Annotated in this window: 23 protein-coding genes and 1 pseudogene; 12 read left to right on the plus strand and 12 right to left on the minus strand. The window is 72.5% G+C overall.

The genetic code is table 11. The features are described from left to right. The 3 genes and pseudogenes from QC282_RS30030 to QC282_RS30040 form a co-directional block, all read right to left on the minus strand. Positions 1 to 599, minus strand: a pseudogene (locus QC282_RS30030) (hypothetical protein); the annotation flags it as partial. Positions 600 to 773: 174 nt separating this feature from the next. Further along, positions 774 to 1,391, minus strand: a complete 618-nt coding sequence (locus QC282_RS30035) for an RNA polymerase sigma factor (protein WP_279552736.1) — start codon at positions 1,389 to 1,391, stop codon at positions 774 to 776. Between the two features lie 149 nt (positions 1,392 to 1,540). Beyond that, positions 1,541 to 1,981: a hypothetical protein gene (locus QC282_RS30040; protein ID WP_279552737.1), complete on the minus strand. Its 441-nt coding sequence runs from the start codon at positions 1,979 to 1,981 to the stop codon at positions 1,541 to 1,543. Positions 1,982 to 2,346: 365 nt separating this feature from the next. Between QC282_RS30040 and QC282_RS30045 the strand changes: the two genes are divergently transcribed. Continuing rightward, entirely contained in the window at positions 2,347 to 5,037 is a 2,691-nt protein-coding gene (locus QC282_RS30045; protein WP_279552738.1) for an FG-GAP-like repeat-containing protein, read from the plus strand. A gap of 230 nt (positions 5,038 to 5,267) precedes the next feature. Here the strand turns inward: QC282_RS30045 and QC282_RS30050 are convergent, their stop codons facing one another. The 3 genes from QC282_RS30050 to QC282_RS30060 form a co-directional block, all read right to left on the minus strand. Further along, positions 5,268 to 5,663, minus strand: a complete 396-nt coding sequence (locus QC282_RS30050; protein ID WP_279552739.1) for a hypothetical protein — start codon at positions 5,661 to 5,663, stop codon at positions 5,268 to 5,270. A 225-nt stretch (positions 5,664 to 5,888) separates the two neighbouring features. Further along, positions 5,889 to 6,452: a hypothetical protein gene (locus tag QC282_RS30055; protein WP_279552740.1), complete on the minus strand. Its 564-nt coding sequence runs from the start codon at positions 6,450 to 6,452 to the stop codon at positions 5,889 to 5,891. Positions 6,453 to 6,722: 270 nt separating this feature from the next. Then, positions 6,723 to 8,354 (minus strand): glycoside hydrolase family 20 protein, encoded by a 1,632-nt coding sequence (locus tag QC282_RS30060; RefSeq protein WP_279552741.1) that lies wholly within the window; start codon positions 8,352 to 8,354, stop codon positions 6,723 to 6,725. 130 nt (positions 8,355 to 8,484) lie between these two features. Between QC282_RS30060 and QC282_RS30065 the strand changes: the two genes are divergently transcribed. The 9 genes from QC282_RS30065 (at position 8,485) to QC282_RS30105 (ending at position 15,000) form a co-directional block, all read left to right on the plus strand. Continuing rightward, positions 8,485 to 9,078, plus strand: a complete 594-nt coding sequence (locus tag QC282_RS30065) for a 2-oxo-4-hydroxy-4-carboxy-5-ureidoimidazoline decarboxylase (protein ID WP_279552772.1) — start codon at positions 8,485 to 8,487, stop codon at positions 9,076 to 9,078. Between the two features lie 191 nt (positions 9,079 to 9,269). Then, positions 9,270 to 9,650, plus strand: a complete 381-nt coding sequence (gene sdhC / locus QC282_RS30070; RefSeq protein WP_279552742.1) for a succinate dehydrogenase, cytochrome b556 subunit — start codon at positions 9,270 to 9,272, stop codon at positions 9,648 to 9,650. A 5-nt stretch (positions 9,651 to 9,655) separates the two neighbouring features. Continuing rightward, complete coding sequence (sdhD, locus tag QC282_RS30075) at positions 9,656 to 10,144, plus strand: succinate dehydrogenase, hydrophobic membrane anchor protein (RefSeq protein ID WP_279552743.1); 489 nt, start codon at positions 9,656 to 9,658, stop codon at positions 10,142 to 10,144. Between the two features lie 19 nt (positions 10,145 to 10,163). Next, complete coding sequence (sdhA, locus tag QC282_RS30080; protein WP_279552744.1) at positions 10,164 to 11,918, plus strand: succinate dehydrogenase flavoprotein subunit; 1,755 nt, start codon at positions 10,164 to 10,166, stop codon at positions 11,916 to 11,918. Further along, entirely contained in the window at positions 11,918 to 12,688 is a 771-nt protein-coding gene (locus QC282_RS30085; RefSeq protein WP_279552745.1) for a succinate dehydrogenase iron-sulfur subunit, read from the plus strand. Before sdhA ends, QC282_RS30085 begins: the two co-directional genes overlap by 1 nt. Before the next feature lie 115 nt (positions 12,689 to 12,803). Beyond that, positions 12,804 to 13,214 carry a VOC family protein gene (locus QC282_RS30090; protein ID WP_279552746.1) on the plus strand — a complete coding sequence of 137 codons (411 nt, stop codon included), beginning with the start codon at positions 12,804 to 12,806 and terminating at the stop codon, positions 13,212 to 13,214. 96 nt (positions 13,215 to 13,310) lie between these two features. Further along, a complete protein-coding gene (locus QC282_RS30095) occupies positions 13,311 to 13,718 on the plus strand; it encodes a hypothetical protein (RefSeq protein WP_279552747.1) in 408 nt (135 codons plus the stop codon). 32 nt (positions 13,719 to 13,750) lie between these two features. Beyond that, entirely contained in the window at positions 13,751 to 14,251 is a 501-nt protein-coding gene (locus QC282_RS30100; RefSeq protein WP_279552773.1) for a thiol-disulfide oxidoreductase DCC family protein, read from the plus strand. Positions 14,252 to 14,268: 17 nt separating this feature from the next. Then, a complete protein-coding gene (locus QC282_RS30105) occupies positions 14,269 to 15,000 on the plus strand; it encodes a TetR/AcrR family transcriptional regulator (protein ID WP_279552748.1) in 732 nt (243 codons plus the stop codon). Between the two features lie 58 nt (positions 15,001 to 15,058). Here QC282_RS30105 and QC282_RS30110 read toward each other — a convergent pair whose 3' ends face one another. Then, positions 15,059 to 16,375: a metallophosphoesterase gene (locus QC282_RS30110; protein ID WP_279552749.1), complete on the minus strand. Its 1,317-nt coding sequence runs from the start codon at positions 16,373 to 16,375 to the stop codon at positions 15,059 to 15,061. Between the two features lie 21 nt (positions 16,376 to 16,396). After that, positions 16,397 to 16,636: an SCO4848 family membrane protein gene (locus QC282_RS30115; protein ID WP_279552750.1), complete on the minus strand. Its 240-nt coding sequence runs from the start codon at positions 16,634 to 16,636 to the stop codon at positions 16,397 to 16,399. Positions 16,637 to 16,727: 91 nt separating this feature from the next. Here QC282_RS30115 and QC282_RS30120 point away from each other — a divergent pair, with 91 nt between their 5' ends. Next, positions 16,728 to 18,011 carry a D-alanyl-D-alanine carboxypeptidase gene (locus QC282_RS30120; protein WP_336621096.1) on the plus strand — a complete coding sequence of 428 codons (1,284 nt, stop codon included), beginning with the start codon at positions 16,728 to 16,730 and terminating at the stop codon, positions 18,009 to 18,011. Here the strand turns inward: QC282_RS30120 and QC282_RS30125 are convergent. The 4 genes from QC282_RS30125 to QC282_RS30140 are packed head-to-tail and all read right to left on the minus strand — an operon-like array spanning position 17,959 to position 20,870. Further along, positions 17,959 to 18,903 (minus strand): YihY/virulence factor BrkB family protein, encoded by a 945-nt coding sequence (locus QC282_RS30125; RefSeq protein WP_279552752.1) that lies wholly within the window; start codon positions 18,901 to 18,903, stop codon positions 17,959 to 17,961. The genes QC282_RS30120 and QC282_RS30125 overlap by 53 nt on opposite strands. Then, positions 18,891 to 19,352, minus strand: coding sequence for a GtrA family protein (locus QC282_RS30130; RefSeq protein ID WP_279552753.1), 462 nt, complete (start codon positions 19,350 to 19,352; stop codon positions 18,891 to 18,893). Before QC282_RS30130 ends, QC282_RS30125 begins: the two co-directional genes overlap by 13 nt. Next, complete coding sequence (locus QC282_RS30135) at positions 19,349 to 20,332, minus strand: decaprenyl-phosphate phosphoribosyltransferase (protein ID WP_279552754.1); 984 nt, start codon at positions 20,330 to 20,332, stop codon at positions 19,349 to 19,351. The genes QC282_RS30130 and QC282_RS30135 overlap by 4 nt, the downstream gene beginning before the upstream one ends. Further along, positions 20,325 to 20,870, minus strand: a complete 546-nt coding sequence (locus QC282_RS30140) for a phosphatase PAP2 family protein (protein ID WP_279552755.1) — start codon at positions 20,868 to 20,870, stop codon at positions 20,325 to 20,327. The genes QC282_RS30135 and QC282_RS30140 overlap by 8 nt, the downstream gene beginning before the upstream one ends. 133 nt (positions 20,871 to 21,003) lie before the next feature. On the opposite strand from QC282_RS30140, the gene QC282_RS30145 reads away from it, so the two are divergent. Continuing rightward, positions 21,004 to 22,359 carry an FAD-binding oxidoreductase gene (locus QC282_RS30145; protein ID WP_279552756.1) on the plus strand — a complete coding sequence of 452 codons (1,356 nt, stop codon included), beginning with the start codon at positions 21,004 to 21,006 and terminating at the stop codon, positions 22,357 to 22,359. Positions 22,360 to 22,365: the final 6 nt, after the last annotated feature.

Raw genomic sequence — 22,365 nt, forward strand, 5'->3', positions numbered from 1 at the left:
GCCAGGCTGCGGGCGCAGTACCCGTCGACCTTCTTCTCGCCGCCGGCCACCTCGACGAGCCGCCGCCAGGCGGCCGCCTCCAGGCTCTTGCCGCGCCCCTTGACCTGCTCGTAGGCACGGCAGCGGGCCTCGGTGTCCCGGGCGGCGTCCGGGCTGTCGGGCGAGGCGGACGCGGAGCGCGACGCGGAGGCGGCGGAGCCGGTGTCCTGCTGCCCGGGTCCGCCCGTCGAGGAGCCGGCCGGCCGGGGTTCGTCGCCGGCGCCCCGCGAGGAGGAGTCCGTGCCGCCGATCGCCGCGAACGCGACGCCGCCCAGGGTGAAGCCGGCGAGCAGCACCGACAGAGCCGTCTTGAGGGAGCGCCCGGCACCGCGCCGCCCGTGGGGGCGCCAGTCGTCCCGGCGGCGGGTGCGGGTCCGGTGCGCACCGGCGTCCCGGGCGGCGCGGAACGCGTGCACGGCGCGCCGTACGGCCTCCTCGTCCCCGTGGTCCGCGCGCAGCGCAGCCGCGAGCAGCGCCTCGAAGCCCGCGGGCGCCGGATCATCGCCTGGGTGCACACGCCGACGGCCGGTGCGCCCGCCGTCGCTCTGCTGTTCACCCATGTCCGTACCCGTCCTCGCCTGTTCCGCCCGCGCTGCCGCCGGTTCCGTGTCTCCGTCCGGGCCTGTCACCGGTCCGTGTCGCACGAACGCCCGTCCACCCGGACCTACGGGGGGACCCGCCCTGCCCGTTCAGCGCGCCCCGTGCCGTGCCGGGGCCGCCGGTGGCGGCGAAGTTCATGTCGACTCCCCCAGCGTTCGGGGAGCCTCATCCGTCACACTCTCCGCGCCGAGCTGCTTGGCGAGACGCTTCAGTCCCCGGTAGGTGGCCGTGCGCACCGCGCCCGGCCGCTTGCCCAGGACGCGGGCGGCAGCCGGACCGTCGAGGCCTATGACGACCCGCAGCAGCACGGCCTCGGCCTGGTCGCGCGGCAGGGCGCGGACCAGGCTCAGGGCCTGCTCGGTGGACATGGTCTCCAGCACCTGTTCGTGGGTGCTGTGCGGGCCGGGCAGGTCCAGGACGTCCTGTTCGAGCGTCGTTCCCTGCGGCCGTACCCGGCGGCGGCGCAGGTGGTCCAGTGCCCGGTGCCGGGCGATCGTCGCGGTCCAGCCGCGGAACCCGGCGCCGTCGCCCTTGAAGCGCCCCAGGTCCCGGGCGATCTCCAGCCAGGCGTCGGACGCCACGTCCTCGGCCTCGTCCCCGACGAGTCCGCGCAGATAGCCGAGCAGTCCGGGCTGCACGAGCCGGTAGGCGGCCGCGAAAGCGGCTTCGTCGCCTTCCTGGGCCCGCGCGACGGCCGCGCCCAATTCCCCGTCGTACGCCTGTGCGCGGCGGGGTTCCCCTCCGTGGCCCAAGAATTGTCCTCGTCCGTACCGAGTGAGTGGCGGTTCCGCGTCGTGCGGCACGTTCGGCCGTGCCCACGCCCCCACGGTCATCAGCGTCGGACCTCACAGAAGTGTCACAGGTCACCCCGCGTGCCTGGGTGCGACACGCTCCCCGTGGCTCACGCGGCGGCGCGCCGGACGCGCCGCGCCCTGCCGTGCAGCGTCAGGTAGAAGGTCTGCAGCGAGTCCTCGGGGTCGCCGGCCCGGAAGCGGTTGTGGACCCTGCCGAGCGGGTTCCAGACCCGCCCGTCCGGCATCCGCACGCCCACCGGCTGGCCGAAGTAGGCCCGCTGCTCGGCGTCGAAGTCCACCCATGTCGCGCCCGCCCGGCGGACGAGGACCTCGCCGACGTACGCGCCGAGCGCGAACAGCGCGGAACGTGCCCGCTCCTGGTCGGCGCCGCCCTTGCGCAGGCCGTCGATGAGGAAGTCGACGACGCGCAGGCTGGCCGTGGAGTAGTCGAGGGGAAGCCGGTTACGGGCGGTGACGCGCGTCACGAAGGTTCTGGCGCAGGCCGGCATCTCGGCCGCGCCCGGCGTGCGTTCGTCGGCTGTCGTCATGGGACCCCACCCCTTTGCTCCGGTGGGGAAGCCTCCGCCGCCTCCCCTGCTGTCCAGCGGGGCGGGCACCGCGAACATCACGGGCCCCGGACGTGTCGATGGCCACACGGACGTACCGCTTTCCCTGTACAACCATCTGGCGTCTCGCGAGTCAGGGAGGGCGGGAACAGCACGCGTCCACCGCCCGCGGTGTCCGGTTTTCCCTGGCCGAAAGCCCCGTGGCACGGTTTGTCCGCTCGGTGGAGTGGACCAATCCGGGTGCGGTATAACCGCCCGGTTCTCCACTGGAGACGGCGCGTGAGAGTCGCGCACACGGGACGGCACGGCCGTTTCACCGTGTTCTTTTCCTTCTAGGGGTGGGGTAGTTGAGTCCTCGTACGACCCGTGCGTACAAGCCGCTCAGTCTCAAAAGACGCGCCTGGCTGACGGCCGGCGCCGTCGTGCTGAGCGGAGCGGGCATCGTCACCTACGCGGTCGCGGATCCGTCCGCGCCCTCGGACGACAGGTCACAGGGCCGCAAGCCGTCCATCCACACACTGAAGCTGCAGAACGAGGGCTCCGGCCGCAAGGGCCTCGACAAGCGGGGCACCGACCGCTTCAGCGCGGTCCTGGTGACCTGGAACGACCCGGACGCCAAGGTCAAGGGCACGCCCGAGGTGCGGACCCGCGACATCGAGACCGGCAAGTGGTCGGGCTGGCAGCAGCTGGACGTCGAGCCGAACCAGGCCGAGGGCGCCGAGGCCGAGCGGGCCGCCGTGCGCGGCGGCACCGTCTCGGCGTGGACCGGCGACTCCGACGGCATCGAGGTGCGCGTCGTGAACGCCGACGGCACCGAGGCGGGCGGCCAGCCGGCCGGTATGGACGTCAAGCTGCTCGACCCGGGCACGGACCCGAAGGGCGGCCTGAAGCCGGCGGCGTTCGCGGCGGAGACGACGGCCCCGGCGACCACGCAACCGCCGGCCACCGAATCGGCGACGACCGACCCGGCGACCACGCCCCCGGCCACGACCGAGCCGCCGACCACCGAGCCGGGCACGCCCACCGCGTCGCCGACGGTCAGCGAGTCGCCCACCGGCTCGGCGTCCCCCACGCCCTCCCCGACCCCGACGGTCCCCGAGCCCCGGCCCTCCACGGTCGTGAAACCGCCGGTGATCACGCAGGCCGAGTGGGGCGCCTCGACGGACTACGACGGCACGCCGGGCTACGGCACCGAGATCAAGGCGGCCGTCGTCCACCACACCGGCATCGACAGCGACAACACGCTGTCCTGCGCCCAGTCGAAGGCCCGGCTGCGCTCCATCCAGCAGGAGCACTTCGCCCGCGGCTACTACGACATCGGCTACAACTTCATGGTCGACAAGTGCGGCCAGATCTTCGAGGGCCGCAGCGGCGGCATGGACCTGCCGGTGACCGGCGCGCACGACGTCGGCTTCAACACCAACACGGTCGGCATCTCCTACCTCGGCAACTTCGAGAAGGCGCAGCCCAGCCGGGCCGCGCTGGACGCCATCTCCCGGATCGTCGCCTGGAAGTTCGGGATGTACGGCATCGACCCGACCGGCAGGGTCACGCTGACCTCGGGCGTGGACGCGGGCGTCGACGGCAACAAGATCCCCAAGGGCCAGTCGGTCACGCTGCCGCGGGTGTTCGGCCACCGGGACACCAACTACACGGCCTGCCCGGGCGCCAACCTCTACCCGAAGCTGTCCCGGATCGCGACGACCGCGAAGACGCCGGGCATCTCGCACGCCCTGGCCACCTCCGACGTCAACCGGGACGGCGTGAACGACCTGGTCGCGGGTGTCCCGAAGGCCAACGCGGTCAAGATCGTGCCGGGCAGCGTCAACGGCCCGGTGACCGCCTCCAAGGTGTCGCTGACCCAGAGCAGCCCGGGCGTGCCCGGCTCCTCCGAGAGCGGTGACAACTTCGGCGCCTCGACCGCCTGGGGCGACGTCAACGGCGACGGCTACGCCGACCTCGCGATCGGCGTGCCCGGCGAGGACGACACCAGCGGCAACGCCGACCGGGGCGCGGTCACGGTGATGTACGGACCGGCGCTGACCACCGGCTTCTCGTACACCACGTCGAACGTCACGGCGAAGGGCGCGAAGCTCGGCTCCACGGTCGCCGTCGGCGACTTCAACGGCGACGGCACGGCGGACGTCTTCTCGGCGGGCACCGGCGGTGGCGGCAACTGGAACGTCTGGCTCTACAAGAACAAGGTCACGGCGGGCAGACTCACCAGCGCCACGGGCTCCGTCGCCTACCTGGACGCCGCGAGCGGCGACTTCAACCGGGACGGTTACGCGGACGTCGCCCTCAACTACCGCGACACCGGCGGCACCGGCCGTGTGGTCCGCTTCGCCGGCTCGGCGACGGGCCTGACCAAGGTCGGGGTCATCTCCGTCAAGGGCGGCCGCTCGATCGCGGCGGGCGACATCGACAACAACGGCTACGACGACATCGTCATCGGCCAGCCGGTCGCCGCCGAGGCCGGCGGGACGGCGTCGGGCGGCCAGATCACGATGGTCCACGGCACGTCGTCCGGTTTCACCACGACCGGCATGAAGGTCCTGCACCAGGACACGGCGTCCGTGCCGGGCGGCAACGAGTCCGGTGACGCCCTGGGCAGCTGGGTGTCGGTCGGCGACTTCAACGCCGACGGCTACGCGGACGCCCTCGCGGGCGCGCCCGGCGAGGACCTGACCAGGGACGGCGCGAACCGCTCCAACGCGGGCAACGCGATCCTGTTCAAGGGCACCTCGTCCGGCCTGACGGGCTCGGGCTCGATCAGCGTCTCGCAGGACACCTCGGGCGTCCCCGGCTCCACGGAGACGGACGACCGCCTCGGTTCGTCGGTGACCCTGGCGGACCTGTCGGGCTACGGCCGCGCGGACCTGACGTTCGGCGCGGACGGCGAGGACGGCACGGACGGCATCCTGCTCCACGTGCCGAGCAACAGCACGGGCCTCGGCTACTCCGACGCCGTCATCTACAGCAAGACGGCGCTCGGAACCCCGACGGACGCGCGTCTGGGCCAGACCCTGACGCCGTAACACCGGCACATGCGGCAGCGGCCGGGGCCCCACTGCGGGGACCCCGGCCGCTGCACGTCCGCGTGACCGCGGGGCGGTGGCACCGTCGGTCCGCGGTCCCGGGAGCGGGCGGGCGCGGGCGGGCGGGCGTGGCGGCCCGACAGCGCCGGGCCGCACACCTCCGAGCGTCCCGACGGCGACCGTCGGCCGGACCGTCAGTCGGACCGCCAGTCGGACCGTCAGTCGGACCGTCAGTCGGGCCGCTCGGCGGCCGTCGCGTCCCGGCACAGCAAGCGCAGGGACCCGCCGCCGCTGAAGCACCGCCGGGCCTCGTCGATGGGGTCCCACAGCCGCCCGTCCGGCGTCCGCACCCAGTAGTCGCCGCCCGACGCCCACCACTCGCCGCCGGTCTGCCGGGCGATCACCTCACCGGCGTACGCCCCGAACCCCCGCAGCACCACGTCCACCGCGGCGGGCGGCGGCGCCTCGCGCCGCATGCCGTCGATCATCCGGTCGACGCTCCACAGACTCTGCGCCGAGTAGTCGAGCCGCAGCCGCGCCCCTTCCCGCATCGCCGCCACCGTGTCGGCCGCCCAGCGGGACGGCTTGGACGCGGCGGAGGGCCTGGATTCGTGCTGTGTCGTCACAGTCGTCGCACTCGTCACATGGGGAGAAGCGCGGCGCGGCGGGGAAACGTCACGCCGACCCGGCCGGTCCCCCGGACTCGTGCAGGACCGCCGCAGCGCGCCCGCATCCGCCGCGCGACCGCCCCGGAAAGGTCACAGAACTCCCCCACGGGCGAGGTTTATTCACCCGGTTGACGATTCCGGAGACGGCGGGGACGGACCTGAGGAGCGGTGCCTGTTCCCGGGTCAGCTCCGGCCGCGCGCCCGCCGCGACACGACCGCGCGCAGCACGCGCCGGCCCTCCGTCGAGACCTCCAGCGCGGGACGCAGCCCGGCCCCGCCGTGCCCGGCGAGCAGTTCGAGGACGGCGGTCTGGCGGCGCAGTTCGGCGGCGACCAGCGGCGACATGTCCTCCGTACGGCCCTCGCGGCGCGCGTCGACCGGATCCTCGTCGTCGCCGGGGTCGAGCAGCCGGTGGATCCGGAGCGAGGCGACGGAGCAGGCGTCGGCCCACACGCGTACGTCGGCGGACAGCCGGTCGGCCGGGGCGTGGGCCAGCATGCCGCGGGCCAGCAGCACGGCCTCGTCCCCGGCCGCGTCCTCGCCCGCCGGCTCCGCCTCCAGCTTGCCGCGGACCTGCTCCAGGCAGGCGGCCCAGTCGGTGTCGGCGTCGTCGGTGAGGCTGGCCCACAGCGGGCGCAGCACCTCGTCGTCGCCGCCCAGCAGGGGCACGCACCGATCCAAACAAGCCAGCCCGCTCGCGGCCAGGCCCCGTTCGTCGGCCTGTGCGATCAGTTCCACCAGGCTCATCCACGCCTCCCTCTGCGGGGTCCGCCGGGGACTCCACTGGCTTCCACAGGACGTCAGCGGGCGTCTTTCGCACGGCACCCGCGCCCTTCCCCTACTGCGCGCGACGGCCCGGGAGTGTCACAGCGGCACCACGCCGAGCCGGTCGAGCGGCGCGCAGAAGATGTTTTCGGCCAAAGGGTCGGGGTCGGCGGTCCGGTACGTCAAGGAGTGCGGCGCAGTTCGCGGTGCGCGCGGCCCCGGCGGCCCGTCCGGCGGCGGCGCGCGGGGGCGTCAGCCGAGGCGGTCCGCCAGGGACGTGAACTCGGCCCAGGACAGTTCGGGCCGGTCCGGGTCCCACAGCTTCTGGACGGTCGCCCGCAGCGGCATCCGGATCCCGGCCGCGACCTGTTCCTGCGTCTGGGAGTTGGCCAGGTCGCACCAGACGGCGAGGCTGCCGCCGAGGATCTGGTCGTCGTACCGGGCTGGCACGGCGGTGCTGCCGCGCAGCACGCGCGGCGTCCACTGCTCGTAGATCCGCTCTCCGGTGGGATAGACGAAGGTCTGCGGCTCGCCGAGGACGTAGTACAGGTACTCGTCGTTGTAGTTGAGGACCTTGCGGCCCGCGCTCAGGTACTCGGCCGGCTGCCGGGCGCCGATCTCCTTGCCCGTCCAGTAGGCGACCTCGATGTCCTTGTCGGCGCTCACGGACGTGTCCGCGAAGAAGCCGTCGTTCCAGGCGCGGGGCGTGCGGTCGTGGGTGCGGACGGTGTCGGCGCGGTCGTTGAGCCAGCCGGTCGCGAGGTCGGCGACGGTCGCGCCGGCCCCGTGGGCCTCCCGCGCGGCGGCGGCCAGTTGCGGGTAGGACGCCTCCGGGTCGGAGGCGGTCAGCGCCAGGTACTCGTCGGCGCCGAGGTGCCACCGGTCGCCGGGGAACAGGCCGGCGTACTCGTTCAGCAGGTCGTCGACGATGTCGGCGGCCTCGCCCTTGGAGATGTCGATGGCGCCCCTGGTGGCCACGCCGTTCACGTTGCGCAGCTGGAGGTCCGGGTGGGCGGCGATGACGGCGCCGAGGTGGCCGGGCGAGTCGATCTCGGGGACGACCGTGATGTGCCGTTCGGCCGCGAGGTCGACGATCTTCCTCACCTGCGCCTTGGTCAGGTGGTCCCGCGACACGATCTCGGGGTGCGTGTCGGACTCGATGCGGAAGGCCTGGTCGTCGGAGAAGTGCAGGCCCAGCTCGTTGAACTTCAGGTCGCCGAGCTCGCGGACCCGGTCCTCGATCCAGTCGGCGCTGAAGTGCTTGCGCGCGATGTCCAGCATGAACCCGCGCCGCGGCTTGGCCGGCTCGTCCCGCACGACGCCCTCCGGGGCGGTGCCGCCGTCGCGCACCTCCTGCTTGAGGGTGCGGGTGCCGTAGAAGACGCCCGCGTCGGCCGGCCCGCTGATGGTGACCCGCCCGCCGCGCACGGTCATGGTGTACGACTCCGGGTTCGCGCCCTCGTCGCCGTTCAGCGCCAGCCGCAGGTCGCCCTCGCGCACGTCGTCCTTCTCGCCCGCGTAACGGAGCCCCAGCTCACCGGCCACGAGCCGGCCCTCGTCGGCCAGGTCGGCGTCGGCCACGACCACGCGGTTGCCGCGCTCGGGGCGCCAGCCGGGGCCGCGCGCCGGCGTGTGGTCGCGCACCGCGGGGATCGTGCGGGGCGCCGTGGACAGCGGGTAGGTGCGCGTGGGGCTCGGGCTGCGCTCGGCCGACGTGGTCGGGGCGGCGCCGGTGGCCCGGTCGGCCGGGTCGCCGTCGTCGCCGGTGGCCGCCCAGAGGCCGACGCCCAGGCCAGCGACGGCGAGGACTCCGACGACCGCCGCCGCCACGACCCGCCGCTGCTTCACCGTTCGCGCCGGTTCCCGGCGCCTGTGCTGACTCATCGCGCCCACCGTATGCAGAGAACCGTCCACCGCACGTTCCTAAACTCTCCCGTCCGGGTGAAATCCGGGCATCCGCCGGACACGTTGTGACCACCCTCGATAACGTGGCGGCACATCTCTCACACATCCCCTGCCGATCCCCACGCGACGCCCACGAGGACCCACGCTGCCTGCGCACCGTCTCCCAGACCTCCCCGGCCGGGTCGCCATACCGGAACAACAGCGCGGCACGTTTTCCCCGCTGGAGCACTTCAACACGGCGCCGGCCGACACCGTGCGAGGCGTTCTCCTCTCCTGCCTCTCCAGCGTGAGCTGGGCCGACCGCATCGTGGCCCACCGCCCGTACCCCGACCTGGGCGCCCTGCTCGCCGCCGCGGACGAGGCGGCCTACGACCTGGGCCCGGCGGATCTCGCGGAGGCGCTGGCCGCCGAGTCGCTGCCCGCGCTTCCGGCCGACACCTACGCCGCGGCGCACACTGCCCTGAGCGCCGCGCACGCCGCCTACGAGGCCAGATTCGGACACGTGTTCGTCATTTACCTCGGCGACACGCCCGTCGGCGAAATACTGGACCGGGTCCTGGAAGGCATCCGGTCACGATTGGCAAACGATCCGGAGGAGGAGCGGATCGTGGCGGCGGACCAACTCCGCAGGCTGGCCAAGAAACGCCTCCTGGACGCCGCGTGGGGCGCAAGGGGCCGGGACGGCGCGGCACCCGGCGGATAACGGGGCAGACCGCCACGGAAGCCGTACACGGTAACCCGAACGCGTGCCACATTGATCACACCGGCAGGCCCCCCGTAAGCCCGGCGGCGGCACATGGCTACGATGCTGGGGGCCGGTGGACCGTACCCGGCCGGGCCCGACCGACACAGAAGCCGGCGCGGCCCCAATCCCCGCTCCCGGAGGAAACTTCCGTGCCGGCTGGAACGCTGTACCGCGGCCGGGAAGGAATGTGGTCCTGGGTGGCTCACCGAGTCACCGGCGTCCTCATCTTCTTCTTCCTGTTCGTCCACGTCCTGGACACCGCTCTCGTCCGTGTCTCTCCCGAGGCCTACGACAAGGTCGTGGCCACGTACAAGACGCCGATCGTCGCGCTGCTGGAGTACGGCCTCGTCGCCGCCATCCTCTTCCACGCGCTCAACGGTCTGCGTGTCATCGCCGTCGACTTCTGGTCGAAGGGCTCGCGCTACCAGAAGCAGATGCTCTGGTCCGTCGTCGGCCTGTGGGCCGTGCTGATGCTCGGGGCGATCTACCCCGTCCTCGGCCACGCCGCTCGTGAACTCTTCGGGAGCTGACGTCCATGTCCACTGAGTCCACTGAAACCACTACCGCCGGTGTCGGTCCCGTGGAGGGCGCCTCCCTCTACAGCGTCGACAACCCCGCACCCCTCATCGAGGCCCCGCGCAAGCGCACCACGAAGACGCCGAAGTCCACCCGCGGCAACTTCGAGCTGTACGGCTGGCTGTTCATGCGCCTGTCCGGCGTGGTGCTGGTCGTCCTGGTCATCGGCCACCTGCTGATCCAGCTCGTGCTGGACGGCGGCGTGTCGAAGATCGGCTTCGCCTTCGTGGCCGGCCGCTGGGCGTCCCCCTTCTGGCAGGTCTGGGACCTGCTCATGCTGTGGCTCGCGATGCTGCACGGCACCATCGGCCTGCGCACGGTCATCAACGACTACGCGGAGCGCGCGAACACCCGGCTGTGGCTCAAGGGCCTGCTCTACACCGCCACGGTGTTCACCATCCTGCTGGGCACGCTGGTGATCTTCACCTTCGACCCGAACATCCGCTAGGCACGGGGCTGCGAGAATCATGAAGATCCACAAGTACGACACCGTCATCGTCGGCGCCGGTGGCGCCGGTATGCGCGCCGCCATCGAGTCGACGAAGCGCAGCCGCACCGCCGTGCTGACCAAGCTCTACCCCACCCGCTCCCACACGGGCGCCGCGCAGGGCGGCATGGCCGCCGCGCTCGCCAACGTGGAGGAGGACAACTGGGAGTGGCACACCTTCGACACGGTCAAGGGCGGTGACTACCTGGTCGACCAGGACGCCGCCGAGATCCTGGCGAAGGAGGCCATCGACTCCGTCCTCGACCTGGAGAAGATGGGCCTGCCGTTCAACCGGACCCCGAACGGCACCATCGACCAGCGCCGCTTCGGCGGTCACTCCCGCAACCACGGCGAGGCGCCGGTCCGCCGGTCCTGCTACGCGGCCGACCGCACCGGCCACATGATCCTCCAGACGCTGTACCAGAACTGCGTCAAGGAGGGCGTGGAGTTCTTCAACGAGTTCTACGTCCTGGACCAGCTGATCACCGAGGTCGACGGCGTCAAGAAGTCGGCCGGTGTCGTGGCGTACGAGCTGGCGACCGGCGAGATCCACGTCTTCCAGGCGAAGGCCGTGATCTACGCGTCCGGCGGCTGCGGCAAGTTCTTCAAGGTGACGTCCAACGCGCACACGCTGACCGGTGACGGCCAGGCCGCCGTCTACCGCCGGGGCATCCCGCTGGAGGACATGGAGTTCTTCCAGTTCCACCCGACCGGCATCTGGCGCATGGGCATCCTGCTGACGGAGGGCGCCCGCGGTGAGGGCGGCATCCTCCGCAACAAGGACGGCGAGCGCTTCATGGAGAAGTACGCGCCGGTCATGAAGGACCTCGCGTCCCGTGACGTCGTCTCCCGGTCCATCTACACGGAGATCCGCGAGGGCCGCGGCTGCGGTCCCGAGGGCGACCACGTCTTCCTGGACCTGACCCACCTGCCGCCGGAGCAGCTGGACGCCAAGCTCCCGGACATCACCGAGTTCGCGCGGACCTACCTGGGCATCGAGCCGTACACGGACCCGATCCCGATCCAGCCCACCGCGCACTACGCGATGGGCGGCATCCCGACCAACGTCGAGGGTGAGGTCCTGGCGGACAACACCACCGTCGTGCCGGGTCTGTACGCCGCCGGTGAGGTCGCCTGCGTGTCCGTGCACGGCGCCAACCGGCTCGGCACCAACTCGCTGCTGGACATCAACGTGTTCGGCAAGCGCGCGGGCATCGCCGCCGCCGAGTACTCCCAGGGCGCGGACTTCGTGGAGCTGCCCGAGGCCCCCGAGTCCTTCGTGCTGGAGCAGATCGAGCGGCTGCGCTCGTCCACCGGCAACGAGCGGGTGGCCACCCTGCGGCGCGAGCTGCAGGAGACCATGGACGCCAACGTGATGGTGTTCCGCACCGAGCAGACCATCAAGACGGCGGTCGAGAAGATCGCCGAGCTGCGCGAGCGGTACAAGAACGTGGCGATCCAGGACAAGGGCAAGCGGTTCAACACGGACCTCCTGGAGGCCATCGAGCTGGGCAACCTGCTCGACCTGGCCGAGGTCATGGCGGTCTCCGCGCTGGCCCGCAAGGAGTCCCGCGGCGGCCACTACCGCGAGGACTACCCGAACCGCGACGACGTCAACTTCATGCGCCACACCATGGCGTACCGCGAGGTGGGCGACGACGGCACCGAGACCGTCCGACTCGACTACAAGCCGGTCGTCCAGACCCGCTACCAGCCGATGGAGCGTAAGTACTGATGGCAACCCCTGTTCTGGACAAGGCCGACACCCCGGACTCGGCGTCCGCGGCCTCGCCGTACATCACCGTCACCTTCCGGGTCCGCCGCTTCAACCCGGAGGTCTCGGCGGAGGCGTCCTGGGAAGACTTCCAGCTGGAGATCGACCCCAAGGAGCGCGTCCTCGACGGTCTCCACAAGATCAAGTGGGACCTGGACGGCTCGCTGACCTTCCGCCGCTCCTGCGCCCACGGCATCTGCGGTTCGGACGCCATGCGGATCAACGGCAAGAACCGCCTGGCGTGCAAGACGCTGATCAAGGACATCAACCCGGAGAAGCCGATCACGGTCGAGCCCATCAAGGGCCTGACGGTCCTGAAGGACCTCGTGGTCGACATGGAGCCGTTCTTCCAGGCGTACCGGGACGTGATGCCCTTCCTGATCACGAAGGACACGAACGAGCCCACGCGCGAGCGGCTGCAGTCCGCCGAGGACCGCGAGCGCTTCGACGACACGACGAAGTGCATCCTGTGCGCCGCGTGCACGTCCTCGTGCCCGGTGTTCTGGAACGACGGGCAGTACTTCGGCCCGGCGGCCATCGTCAACGCGCACCGGTTCATCTTCGACTCGCGTGACGAGGCCGGCGAGCAGCGCCTGGAGATCCTCAACGACCGCGACGGCGTGTGGCGCTGCCGCACGACCTTCAACTGCACGGACGCCTGCCCGCGCGGTATCGAGGTCACGAAGGCGATCGCGGAGGTGAAGCGGGCGCTCATCACGCGCCGCTTCTGATCTGCTCGTCCACTCTCCGTCCGGGGGCCCCGCCTGTTCACCAGGCGGGGCCCCCGGCGTTTTCCCGGCACGGGAAATCACGGGCGCCGGGAGATCATCGGCCTATTCTGACGGTATGTCAGATGAGGAGTCGTACGAACTGCTCGGGTTCGACAACGTGCTGCTGCCCGTCGGGGACCTCGGCCGGGCCGTGGAGTTCTACGAGCGGGCCGGGTTCCCGGTGGCCTTCCGGCTGGACGAGGCCGGGATCGCGCAGCTCAAGGTCGGCGGCGAGACGCCCGGCGTCCTGCTGCGCGTCGAGGACGAGTTCGGGCACCGCCCGCCGCCGTGGCCCGCCACGCGCGTGTGGCTCGAGGTGCCCGACGCCCGGGCGGCGTGCCGCGCGATGCGCGCGGCGGGCATCGTGCCGCTGGACGAACCGTTCCCCACCGCCACCGGCTGGACCGTCGAGATCGCCGACCCGTGGGGGAACGTCGTCGGCTTCACGGACTACACGCGACGGCCGGAGCTCGGGCGGCGACCGTAACCCAGCCCACACCCGCGCCTGTTGAACGTGTTCAAAAACAGGTCTACAGTCATCCTCGACAGCGTTTTTGAACGTGTTCAAGAGAGGGTGGGGGCCATGGACCGCACAGTCATCGCCTACGTCATCTACCTCGCGGTCAGCATCGCGCTGACCGTCTGGGTGGCCCGGACGCTCAGTCACCACGGGCGGGTCTTCCTGGCCGACGTGCTGCGGGGCAACGAGAAGCTCGCCGACGCCGTCAACCACCTCCTGGTGGTCGGCTTCTACCTCGTCAACCTCGGCTTCGTCGCGCTCTACCTGAGCGACGACGGGACCGTCGCCGACACCCGGGGCGTCTTCGAGGCCCTGTCGACCAAGGTCGGCGTGGTCCTGCTGGTGCTCGGCGTCATGCACCTGGGCAACGTGTACGTCCTGAACCGCATCCGGCGGCGCGGAGCCATGGAGCGCGAGCAGGTGCCGCCGGTCGCGCCCCAGGACTGGGTCGCCCCGGCCGCGGGAGCGTGAGCGCCGTGCCGGACACGGGGGACCGGCGCGCCGTGCCGGTCGGGACGGACCGGGGCGCCGCGCGCGTCCCGGTCCGCGGGCTCACCGTGCTCTACGACGCCGAGTGCTCCCTGTGCGCGTACCTGCGCGACTGGCTGAGCCGCCAGGCCCAACTCGTGCCGCTGGAGCTCGTGCCGGCCGGCTCCGAGGACGCCCGGCGGCGCTTCCCGGGCCTGGACCACCGGGCCACCCTCGACGAGATCACCGTCGTCGGCGACACCGGCCAGGTCTACCGGGGTGCCGCCGCCTGGGTCGTCACCCTGTGGGCGTTGCGCGAGCACCGCCCGCTCGCCCACCGTCTGAGCACCCCGGCCGGCACCAGGCTCGCCAGGGGCGCGGTGCTGGCCGCCGCCAGGTGGCGCGGCGGGCAGGGGGGCGGGCGGGTCCACCGGCGGGCCGACGGCTGGGTGTACGCCCCGGACCGGGGCTGGGCGTACGACCCGTCGGCCTGTGACGCCGGTGGCTGCGGCCCGCACCGGGCCACCTCCTCCTGACGTTAGGCTCTGTTCCCGTGCCCGCGAAGAACGACGGCCCCGACGGCGCCGCCCCGCCCAGCAAGTCCGAGCAGACCCGCGCCCTGATCCTGGAGACGGCCATGCGGCTGTTCCAGGAACGCGGTTACGACCGGACCACGATGCGGGCCATCGCCCAGGAGGCCGGGGTCTCCGTCGGCAACGCCTACTACTACTTCGCGGGCAAGGAACACCTGATCCAGGGCTTCTACGACCGGATCGCCACCGACCACCGGGCGGCGGTCCGGGAGGTCCTGGACCGGGAGACCGACCTGGAGGCCCGGCTCGCGGGCGTGCTGAAGGCGTGGCTGGACGTCGCCACGCCGTACCACGAGTTCGCGGTGCAGTTCTTCAAGAACGCGGCCGACCCGGACAGCCCGCTCAGCCCGTTCTCCCCGGAGTCGCAGCACGCGCGCGAGGAGGTCATCGGCATCCACCGCGAGGTGCTGGCCGGGTCGAGGACGAAGGTGCCGGAGGAACTGCGGGACGTCCTGCCCGAGTTGATGTGGCTGTCCCAGATGGGGCTCGTCCTGTACTGGATCTTCGACCGGACCGAGGGGCGCGAGCGCAGCTACCGGCTCGCCGAGCGCGGCGCCCGGCTCACCGCGCGCGGTGTCGCGCTGGCCCGTTTCCGGGTGTTGCGCCCGCTGGTGCGGGACGTGCACGAGCTGTTCCGGGACTTCCTGCCGGGGATGACGAAGGCACTGCCCGACCCCGGCAAGAAGTCCTGACGACGGCCGCCGTCGGGGCCCGGCGGTGCCGCCGGACGCATGCCGTGAGGCGTGCGTGTCAGGCCTGGCGTGATGCCAGTTCGATCACCGTGATGTCCGACGGCGCCCCCACGCGGGTCGGCGGGCCCCACGCGCCCGCGCCCCGGCTGACGTACAGCTGGGTGTCGCCGTAGCGTTCCAGGCCCGCGAGGGTCGGGTTGGCGGCGGAGGCGACGAGGTTGCCGGGCCAGAGCTGGCCGCCGTGGGTGTGGCCGGACAGCTGGAGGTCGACGCCGTGCTCGACGGCCTCGTGGATCTGGACCGGCTGGTGGGCGAGCAGCACGCACGCGCGTGCCGGGTCCCGGTCGCCGAGGGCCCTGGCGTAGTCCGGGCCCTGGCCCTCTGCCTCGCCGCGTACGTCGTTCACGCCGGCCAGGTCGAAGTGCGCCAGCTCGCGGCGGGCGTTCTCCAGGGGCCGCAGCCCCAGGCGGCGCACCTGCTCGACCCACGCCTCGGCGCCGGAGAAGTACTCGTGGTTGCCGGTCACGAAGTACGCGCCGTGCCGCGCCCTCAGCTGGGCGAGGGGGGCCACCGCGGGGGCGAGGTCCTCGACCGTGCCGTCCACCAGGTCGCCGACGACGGCGATCAGGTCGGGCTGCGTGGCGTTGATCGTGTCGACGACCTTCTGCGCGAACGACCGGCCGAGCACCGGGCCGAGGTGGACGTCGCTGACCACCGCGATGCGGTAACCGTGCGCCGCGCGCGGCAGCTTGGCCAGCGGGACGGTCACCCGCTTCACCTTCGGGCCGCGCAGCACGCCGTAGGTGCCGTGGCCCACGGTGGCGACGGCCGCGGCCGCCGCCGCGCCGCCGACCACCCGGGAGACGAACAGCCGCCGGGAGGGCACGGCGAGGGGCCGGGAGGCGCCGGTGCCGTCCGCCGGTCCGGCCGCGGGCTCGGGCTCGGCGGGCGCCGGGGCGTCGGCGTCCGCCGCGCCCGAGCCCGCGGAACCCGGCGCGCCCGCCGCCGCGGGCACCGGCGCCTGCGCCCGGGGCTGCGGCTGGGCCGCGGACGCGCGCCGTTCCAGGAAGCGCCGCAGCAGCGGTCGGACGAGCTCGCCCGCCAGCACCGCCAGCAGCAGGTAGACCGACAGGGCCAGCCACAGGAAGCCGGGCCAGGCGAGCACCCGCTGGAGCCAGAACGGCGCGCCGGCACGCTCGGCGACGAGCGCCGTGACGGCGAGGGCCCAGCCGCCCGCGACCAGCACCGCGCCGGTCCGGCGCACCCAGCCCGGACCGCGGGTGGTGTCGCGGAACAGGCGCCGCCAGACGTACCAGTTGGCGGCCGCCACGGCGCCCAGTGCCAGCAGTGCGACGAGCACGAAGACGATGACCACGCTGGTGTGTCCCCTCAGCCGCTATGACGTGCGGCGCAGTGCGCGAAGTCCGCGCAACCCGATGACCCCGATGACCGTCCCCCATACGAAGGACACGACGGCGAGCAGCAGATGCACCCAGAAGTAGGCCGTCGGGTCCCCGTCGTCGAACGCGAGCCCGCTGCTGTCCTTGATCAGGTTTTTGACGAAAGTGACCCAGATGACCCAGCTCCACACCCCGAAGGCGAGCAGGAACCAGGAGACCGGGCGGCTGAGCTTCATACGCCCAGTATCTCCGCCGCGTGACTGGTTCCGTGGCCGGGGTGGGGGCCGGGGCGGGACATTCCTGGCAGGTGCATGTACGTTCTCGGTCGTGCCCGCACCCAAGAAGAGCGTCAGCCGGTCCCTGCTGGTCGCTTCCGCCGTCGTTGTGTCCACCGCGCTGGCCGCGCCCGCCGTGTCGGCGGCGCCGAAACCGTCGCCGACGGCGAGCCCGTCGGCCACTCCCCCGGCGACCATGTCGAGCGTGGGCGGCGCCCGGCTGGGGAAGGCCGGCACGCAGGTGAGCCTGGCGGGCGACGCGCCGGTGCTGCCGAAGGACGTGTCCGCCCGCTCGTGGATCGTCGCCGACGCCGAGTCGGGCGAGGTGCTGGCCGCGCACAACGCGCACTGGCGCCTGGCCCCGGCGAGCACGCTGAAGATGCTGTTCGCGGACACGCTGCTGCCGAAGTTCCCGAAGACGCGGAAGCACCGGGTCGCCCCGGCCGACCTGGCCGGCATCGGCGTCGGCTCCAGCATGGTCGGCATAAAGGAGGACGAGACCTACACCGTCCACGACCTGTGGCTCGGGGTGTTCCTGCGCTCCGGCAACGACGCCGTGCGCGTGCTGTCCGCGATGAACAACGGCATCCCCAACACCGTCAGGGAGATGAACGAGCACGCCGAGGAGCTCCAGGCCCTCGACACGCACGTGGTCTCCCCGGACGGCTACGACGCGAAGGGGCAGGTCTCCTCCGCGTACGACCTGACGCTGATCGCGCGGTCCGGGCTCCAGAAGAAGGACTTCCGCGAGTACTGCTCGACGCTGTCGGCGAAGTTCCCCGGCGAGACGAAGAAGAACAAGAAGGGCAAGAAGGTCCGCGAGACCTTCGAGATCCAGAACACCAACCGGCTGCTGACCGGCGACTACGACATCACGCAGTACACGGGCATCGCGGGCGTCAAGAACGGCAACACCACCAACGCGGGCGCCACCTTCACGGGCGTCGCCGAGCGCGACGGCAGGGTGCTGCTGGTGACGGTGATGCACCCGGAGAAGGACGAGCACAACCGGGTCTACAAGGAGACCGCCAGCCTTCTCGACTGGGGCTTCAAGGCGGCCGGCAAGGTGCAGCCGGTGGGCGAGCTGGTGCCGCCGAGGGGCGCCGCGCAGGCGAGCCCGCAGCCGGGCACCAGCCTCTCGGGCGAGGCCGGCGGGGCGGGCGAGGGCGCCGCGGGCACCAAGCCGGTGGCCAGTGCCCCGCAGGACGCCAACAGCGGCATCGGCATAGCGCTGGCCATCGCCGGCGGGCTGCTGGTGCTGCTGGCGGGCGCCGCGTTCCTGGTCAACCGCCGCTGGCCGCTGCCGGAGCTGGTCCGTCGCCGGACGCGTCCCTGACGTCGGCGGAGTCGGCCTCGTTCTCGGCCTCGGTCTCGGCCTCGTTCTCGCCGCCCGTCGCGGTCCAGGCGGCGCAGAACAGCACCAGCTTCGCCGTGAAGTTGATCCACAGCAGCAGGGCGACCGGCACGCCGAAGGCGCCGTACATGCTCTTGGCGGCCACGCCCTGCAGGTAGCTGCTCAGCAGCAGCTTGAGCAGTTCGAAGCCGATCGCGCCGGTCAGCGCCGCCACGAGCAGCCGGCGGCGCGGCGGTTCGACGCCGGGCAGCAGCGTCAGGACGTACAGCAGGAGCAGGAAGTCGGCCAGCACGGCGACGGTGAACGCGGCGAGGTGCAGCAGGACGCTGCCGAGGCCGCCCTCGTCGATGCCGAGCTGCCGGGTGATCCAGCCGATCATCGCGGAGGCGACGGTGGAGGCGCCGATGGTGACGAGGACGGCGCCGCCGAGTCCGACGAGGATGCCCAGGTCCTTCGCCTTGCGCAGGACCGGGTTCTCCTCCTCGTCGGGCAGTTCCCACACGGCGCGCAGGCACTCGTGCGTGGAGCCGGCCCAGTTGATGCCGGTGAACAGCAGCGCGACGGCCGCGATGAGGCCGACGGTGCCGGCGTTCTCCACCAGGCCCTCGATGTTCATCTGGTCGGAGATGCCGGGCACCTGCTCGGCGATCTTGTCCTGGAGCGTGTCCTGCCGCTCGCGGCCGAGGGTCGCGGCGGCGATCGAGGCGACCACGGTGAGCAGCGGGAACAGCGCGACGAAGCTGGTGAACGTCATCGCCGCGGCCAGCCGTGCCCACTTCACGCGGTCCAGCCGCTCGAACGACCGCCACGCGTGCGTGCGCATCGCCCGGGTTACGAGCGGCCCGACGACGGGGAGCCTTTTCAGCCAGTCCATGATCTGTCTCCGCCCCCCGCCGGCTCCGCGACGCTTTCCGGCGTGCCGAATACCCAGGTTCGGGTGCCCCAGAACCTGAGAACGGTCGCGAGAACCATCCCGACCCCGGCGCCCGAGATCGTGTCGGCGCGCTGCGAGGTGAACCCGAGGCCGTAGTGGCTGACGGCGAGGCACAGCAGCTGGACGAGCGCGCCGGCGATGTTGACCAGGAAGAACACCGCGTACGGGCGCAGACCGCGCGGCCGGGTGTGCCGGTAGGTGCCGAAGGCGTTGCCGGCGTAGGCGACGGTGCAGCCGGCCACGAAGGACAGCGCCTTGGCGGTGAGCGGGTCGAGTCCGGCGGGGCCGCGCAGCCAGGTGAAGAGGGCCAGGTCGGTGGCGTAGGCGAGGAGTCCGGCGCCGGCGAAGCCGAGCAGCTCGCGTCGGCGGCCGACCGGCGGGCGAGTCACCAATTCGCCACGGCCAGTGCGTACATGACCAGCCACACCACGCCGATGAGGGCGAGCGCGCGGTCGCGGAGGACGACGTCCTCGGGTTCGCCCGCGGTGCCGCGGTCGGCGAAGACGGCGTACCTGAGGACGGCGAGGACGAAGGCGACCACGGACAGCTGCCGCCAGGGCAGCACGCTGGTGTGCGGGACGCCGCCCTCCTCCAGGGCCCACAGGCAGTAGCCGAGGACGGCGACTCCGGCCGCGAGCTGCCACACGAAGCGCAGGTAGCCGGTGGTGTACTCGGTGAGCAACGCGCGCGCGGCGCCCGCTTTCCCGCCCAGTTGCACGGCCTCGGAGTAGCGCTTGGCCGACACCATGAACAGCGCCCCGAACCCGGTCGTGATCAGGAACCAGCGCGAGAGCGGGATGCCGAGGGCGAGGCCGCCGGCGACGGCCCGCATCAGGAAGCCGGTCGTGACGACGACGAGGTCGACGACGAGGACGTGCTTCAGGCTGACGCAGTAGGCCAGTTGCATGGCGAGGTACGCGGTCAGCAGGGCGGCGACGGCGGGCGAGGTCAGCCGGGCCGCGGCCACGGGCGCGAGGACGGCCAGGGCGCCGCCGACGGCGTAGGCGACGGGCACGGGGACCTGTCCGGCGGCGACGGGACGGTGCCGTTTGGTGGGGTGGGCGCGGTCGGCGTCGGCGTCGCGGGCGTCGTTGACCAGGTAGACGGCGGCGGCGCAGGCGGTGAAGAGGACGAAGACGAGGGCGACCTGGGTCAGGGCGTGGGACGTGAACAGCTGCCCGGCCGCGGCGGGGGCGGCGACGACGAGGACGTTCTTGACCCACTGTTTGGGGCGCGCGGTCCGCAACAGGCCGCTGAGCAGGCCTCCCTTGGGGCGGGGTGGGCCGGCGTCCCGCCGCGTCGCCCGCCGTCTCCTCGGGGCCGCTTTCGCGGCGCGCGCGGTGCCGGACCCGCGCGTGGCCTCAGCCACGGCGGCCCCCGTGCGCCCGGCGGGCGTCGGGGCCGTGCATCCAGCGCGCCCCGGCCCGTGCCGTGAGCGCCCCGAGGGCGGCGCCCGCCGCGACGTCGGAGACGTAGTGCACCCCGACCACCAGCCGGGACAGGCACATCGCGGCGGCGAGCGGCGCCACCGCGTACGCGCCGAGCGCCCCGTAGGCGACGGCGGCGGCCGCCGCGGAGGTGGCGTGCGAGCTGGGGAAGGAGTGCCGGCCCGCGGTGCGCACCAGGGGCTCGACGTGGGCGGGGCGGGGACGGCGTACGACCCTCTTCACGGCCATGCTGGCCAGATGCGCGCCCGCGGTGAGCGCGGCGCCGCGCAGCCAGGCGGCGCGCCGGGGGCGGTCCACGGCGGCGCCGAGGAGGCCCGCCGTCAGCCACAGCGCCCCGTGCTCGCCCGCCCGGGACAGCGTCCGCGCGGCGGCGGCCACCCCGGGGTCCGTGCCGCGCGCGTGGAGCGCCGCGACGATCCGCCGGTCCCAGTCGTGGAGGTCGTCGTGGAGATCGTCCATGACGCTCCACTGTTCACGCCGCCACCGCCGGAAGTCCGGCAATATTGAGCGACATACCATTAATCACCCATTTCGGGTAGAGCGCGAACGTCACTGGCCCAACCGCCTGTATCCCGGCGATACGGTCACCAACATGTCTGCCGACACCGTTCCGCTCACGGGATGGGGCCGCACCGCCCCCACCGCCGCCCGTCTCGTGCGTCCCGGGACGTACGAGGAGGCCGTGGCGGCCGTCCGGGGCTGCGGGGCGCGCGGCGGCATCCCCCGGGGCCTGGGACGGGCGTACGGCGACGCGGCGCAGAACGCCGGCGGGGCCGTGCTCGACATGACCGGCCTGGACCGCGTCCACGCCGTCGACGCCGACGGCGGCACGGTGCTGTGCGACGCGGGCGTCTCGCTGCACCGGCTGATGGAGGTGCTGCTGCCGCTCGGCTGGTTCGTGCCGGTCACCCCCGGCACGCGCTACGTGACCGTCGGCGGCGCGATCGGCGCGGACATCCACGGCAAGAACCACCACGTGTCGGGCTCGTTCTCGCGGCACGTGCTGTCCTTCGAGCTGCTCACCGCGGACGGCGAGGTCCGCACCGTGGGCCGCGGCACCCCCCTGTTCGACGCGACGACCGGCGGCATGGGCCTGACCGGCGTGATCCTGACCGCCACGGTGCGGCTCCAGCCGGTCGAGACGGCGCTCATGAGCGTCGACACCGAGCGCGCCACGGACCTCGACGACCTGATGGCGCGCCTGGCCGAATCCGACCACCGCTACCGCTACTCGGTCGCCTGGATCGACCTGCTGGCGCGCGGCGCGGCGACCGGCCGCGCGGTCCTCACCCGCGGCGACCACGCGCCGCTGGACGCGCTGCCGCGTGGCGCCCGCGCGCGCCGGGCCCCGCTGGCCTTCCGGACCTCCCGCTTCCCGGCCGCCCCCGCCTTCGTGCCGGAGGGCCTGCTCAGCCGGACCACCGTGGGCCTGTTCAACGAGTTCTGGTACCGCAAGGCACCCCGCGCGCGGACCGGCGAGCTCCAGCGCATCTCCACGTTCTTCCACCCCCTGGACGGGGTGCCGCACTGGAACCGGGTCTACGGCCGCGGCGGCTTCGTGCAGTACCAGTTCGTCGTCGGCCACGGCCGCGAGGACGCCCTGCGCCGGATCGTGCGCCGCATCTCCGAGCGCCGCTGCCCGTCCTTCCTCGCCGTCCTCAAACGCTTCGGGGAGGCCGACCCGGGCTGGCTGTCCTTCCCGGTGCCCGGCTGGACGCTGGCGCTGGACATCCCGGCCGGGCTGCCGGGGCTCGCGGCCTTCCTCGACGAGCTGGACGAGGAGGTGGCCGGCGCCGGCGGGCGGGTCTACCTCGCCAAGGACGCCCGGCTGCGGCCGGAATTGCTCGACGTCATGTATCCGCGGCTGCCCCGGTTCCGGGCGCTGCGCGCGGAGCTCGACCCGGACGGGGTGTTCGCCTCGGACCTGTCCCGCCGCCTCAACCTCTAGGAGCTG

Origin of the sequence: Streptomyces sp. DH24 (assembly GCF_029813775.1) — a bacterium.
GTDB lineage: Bacteria > Actinomycetota > Actinomycetes > Streptomycetales > Streptomycetaceae > Streptomyces.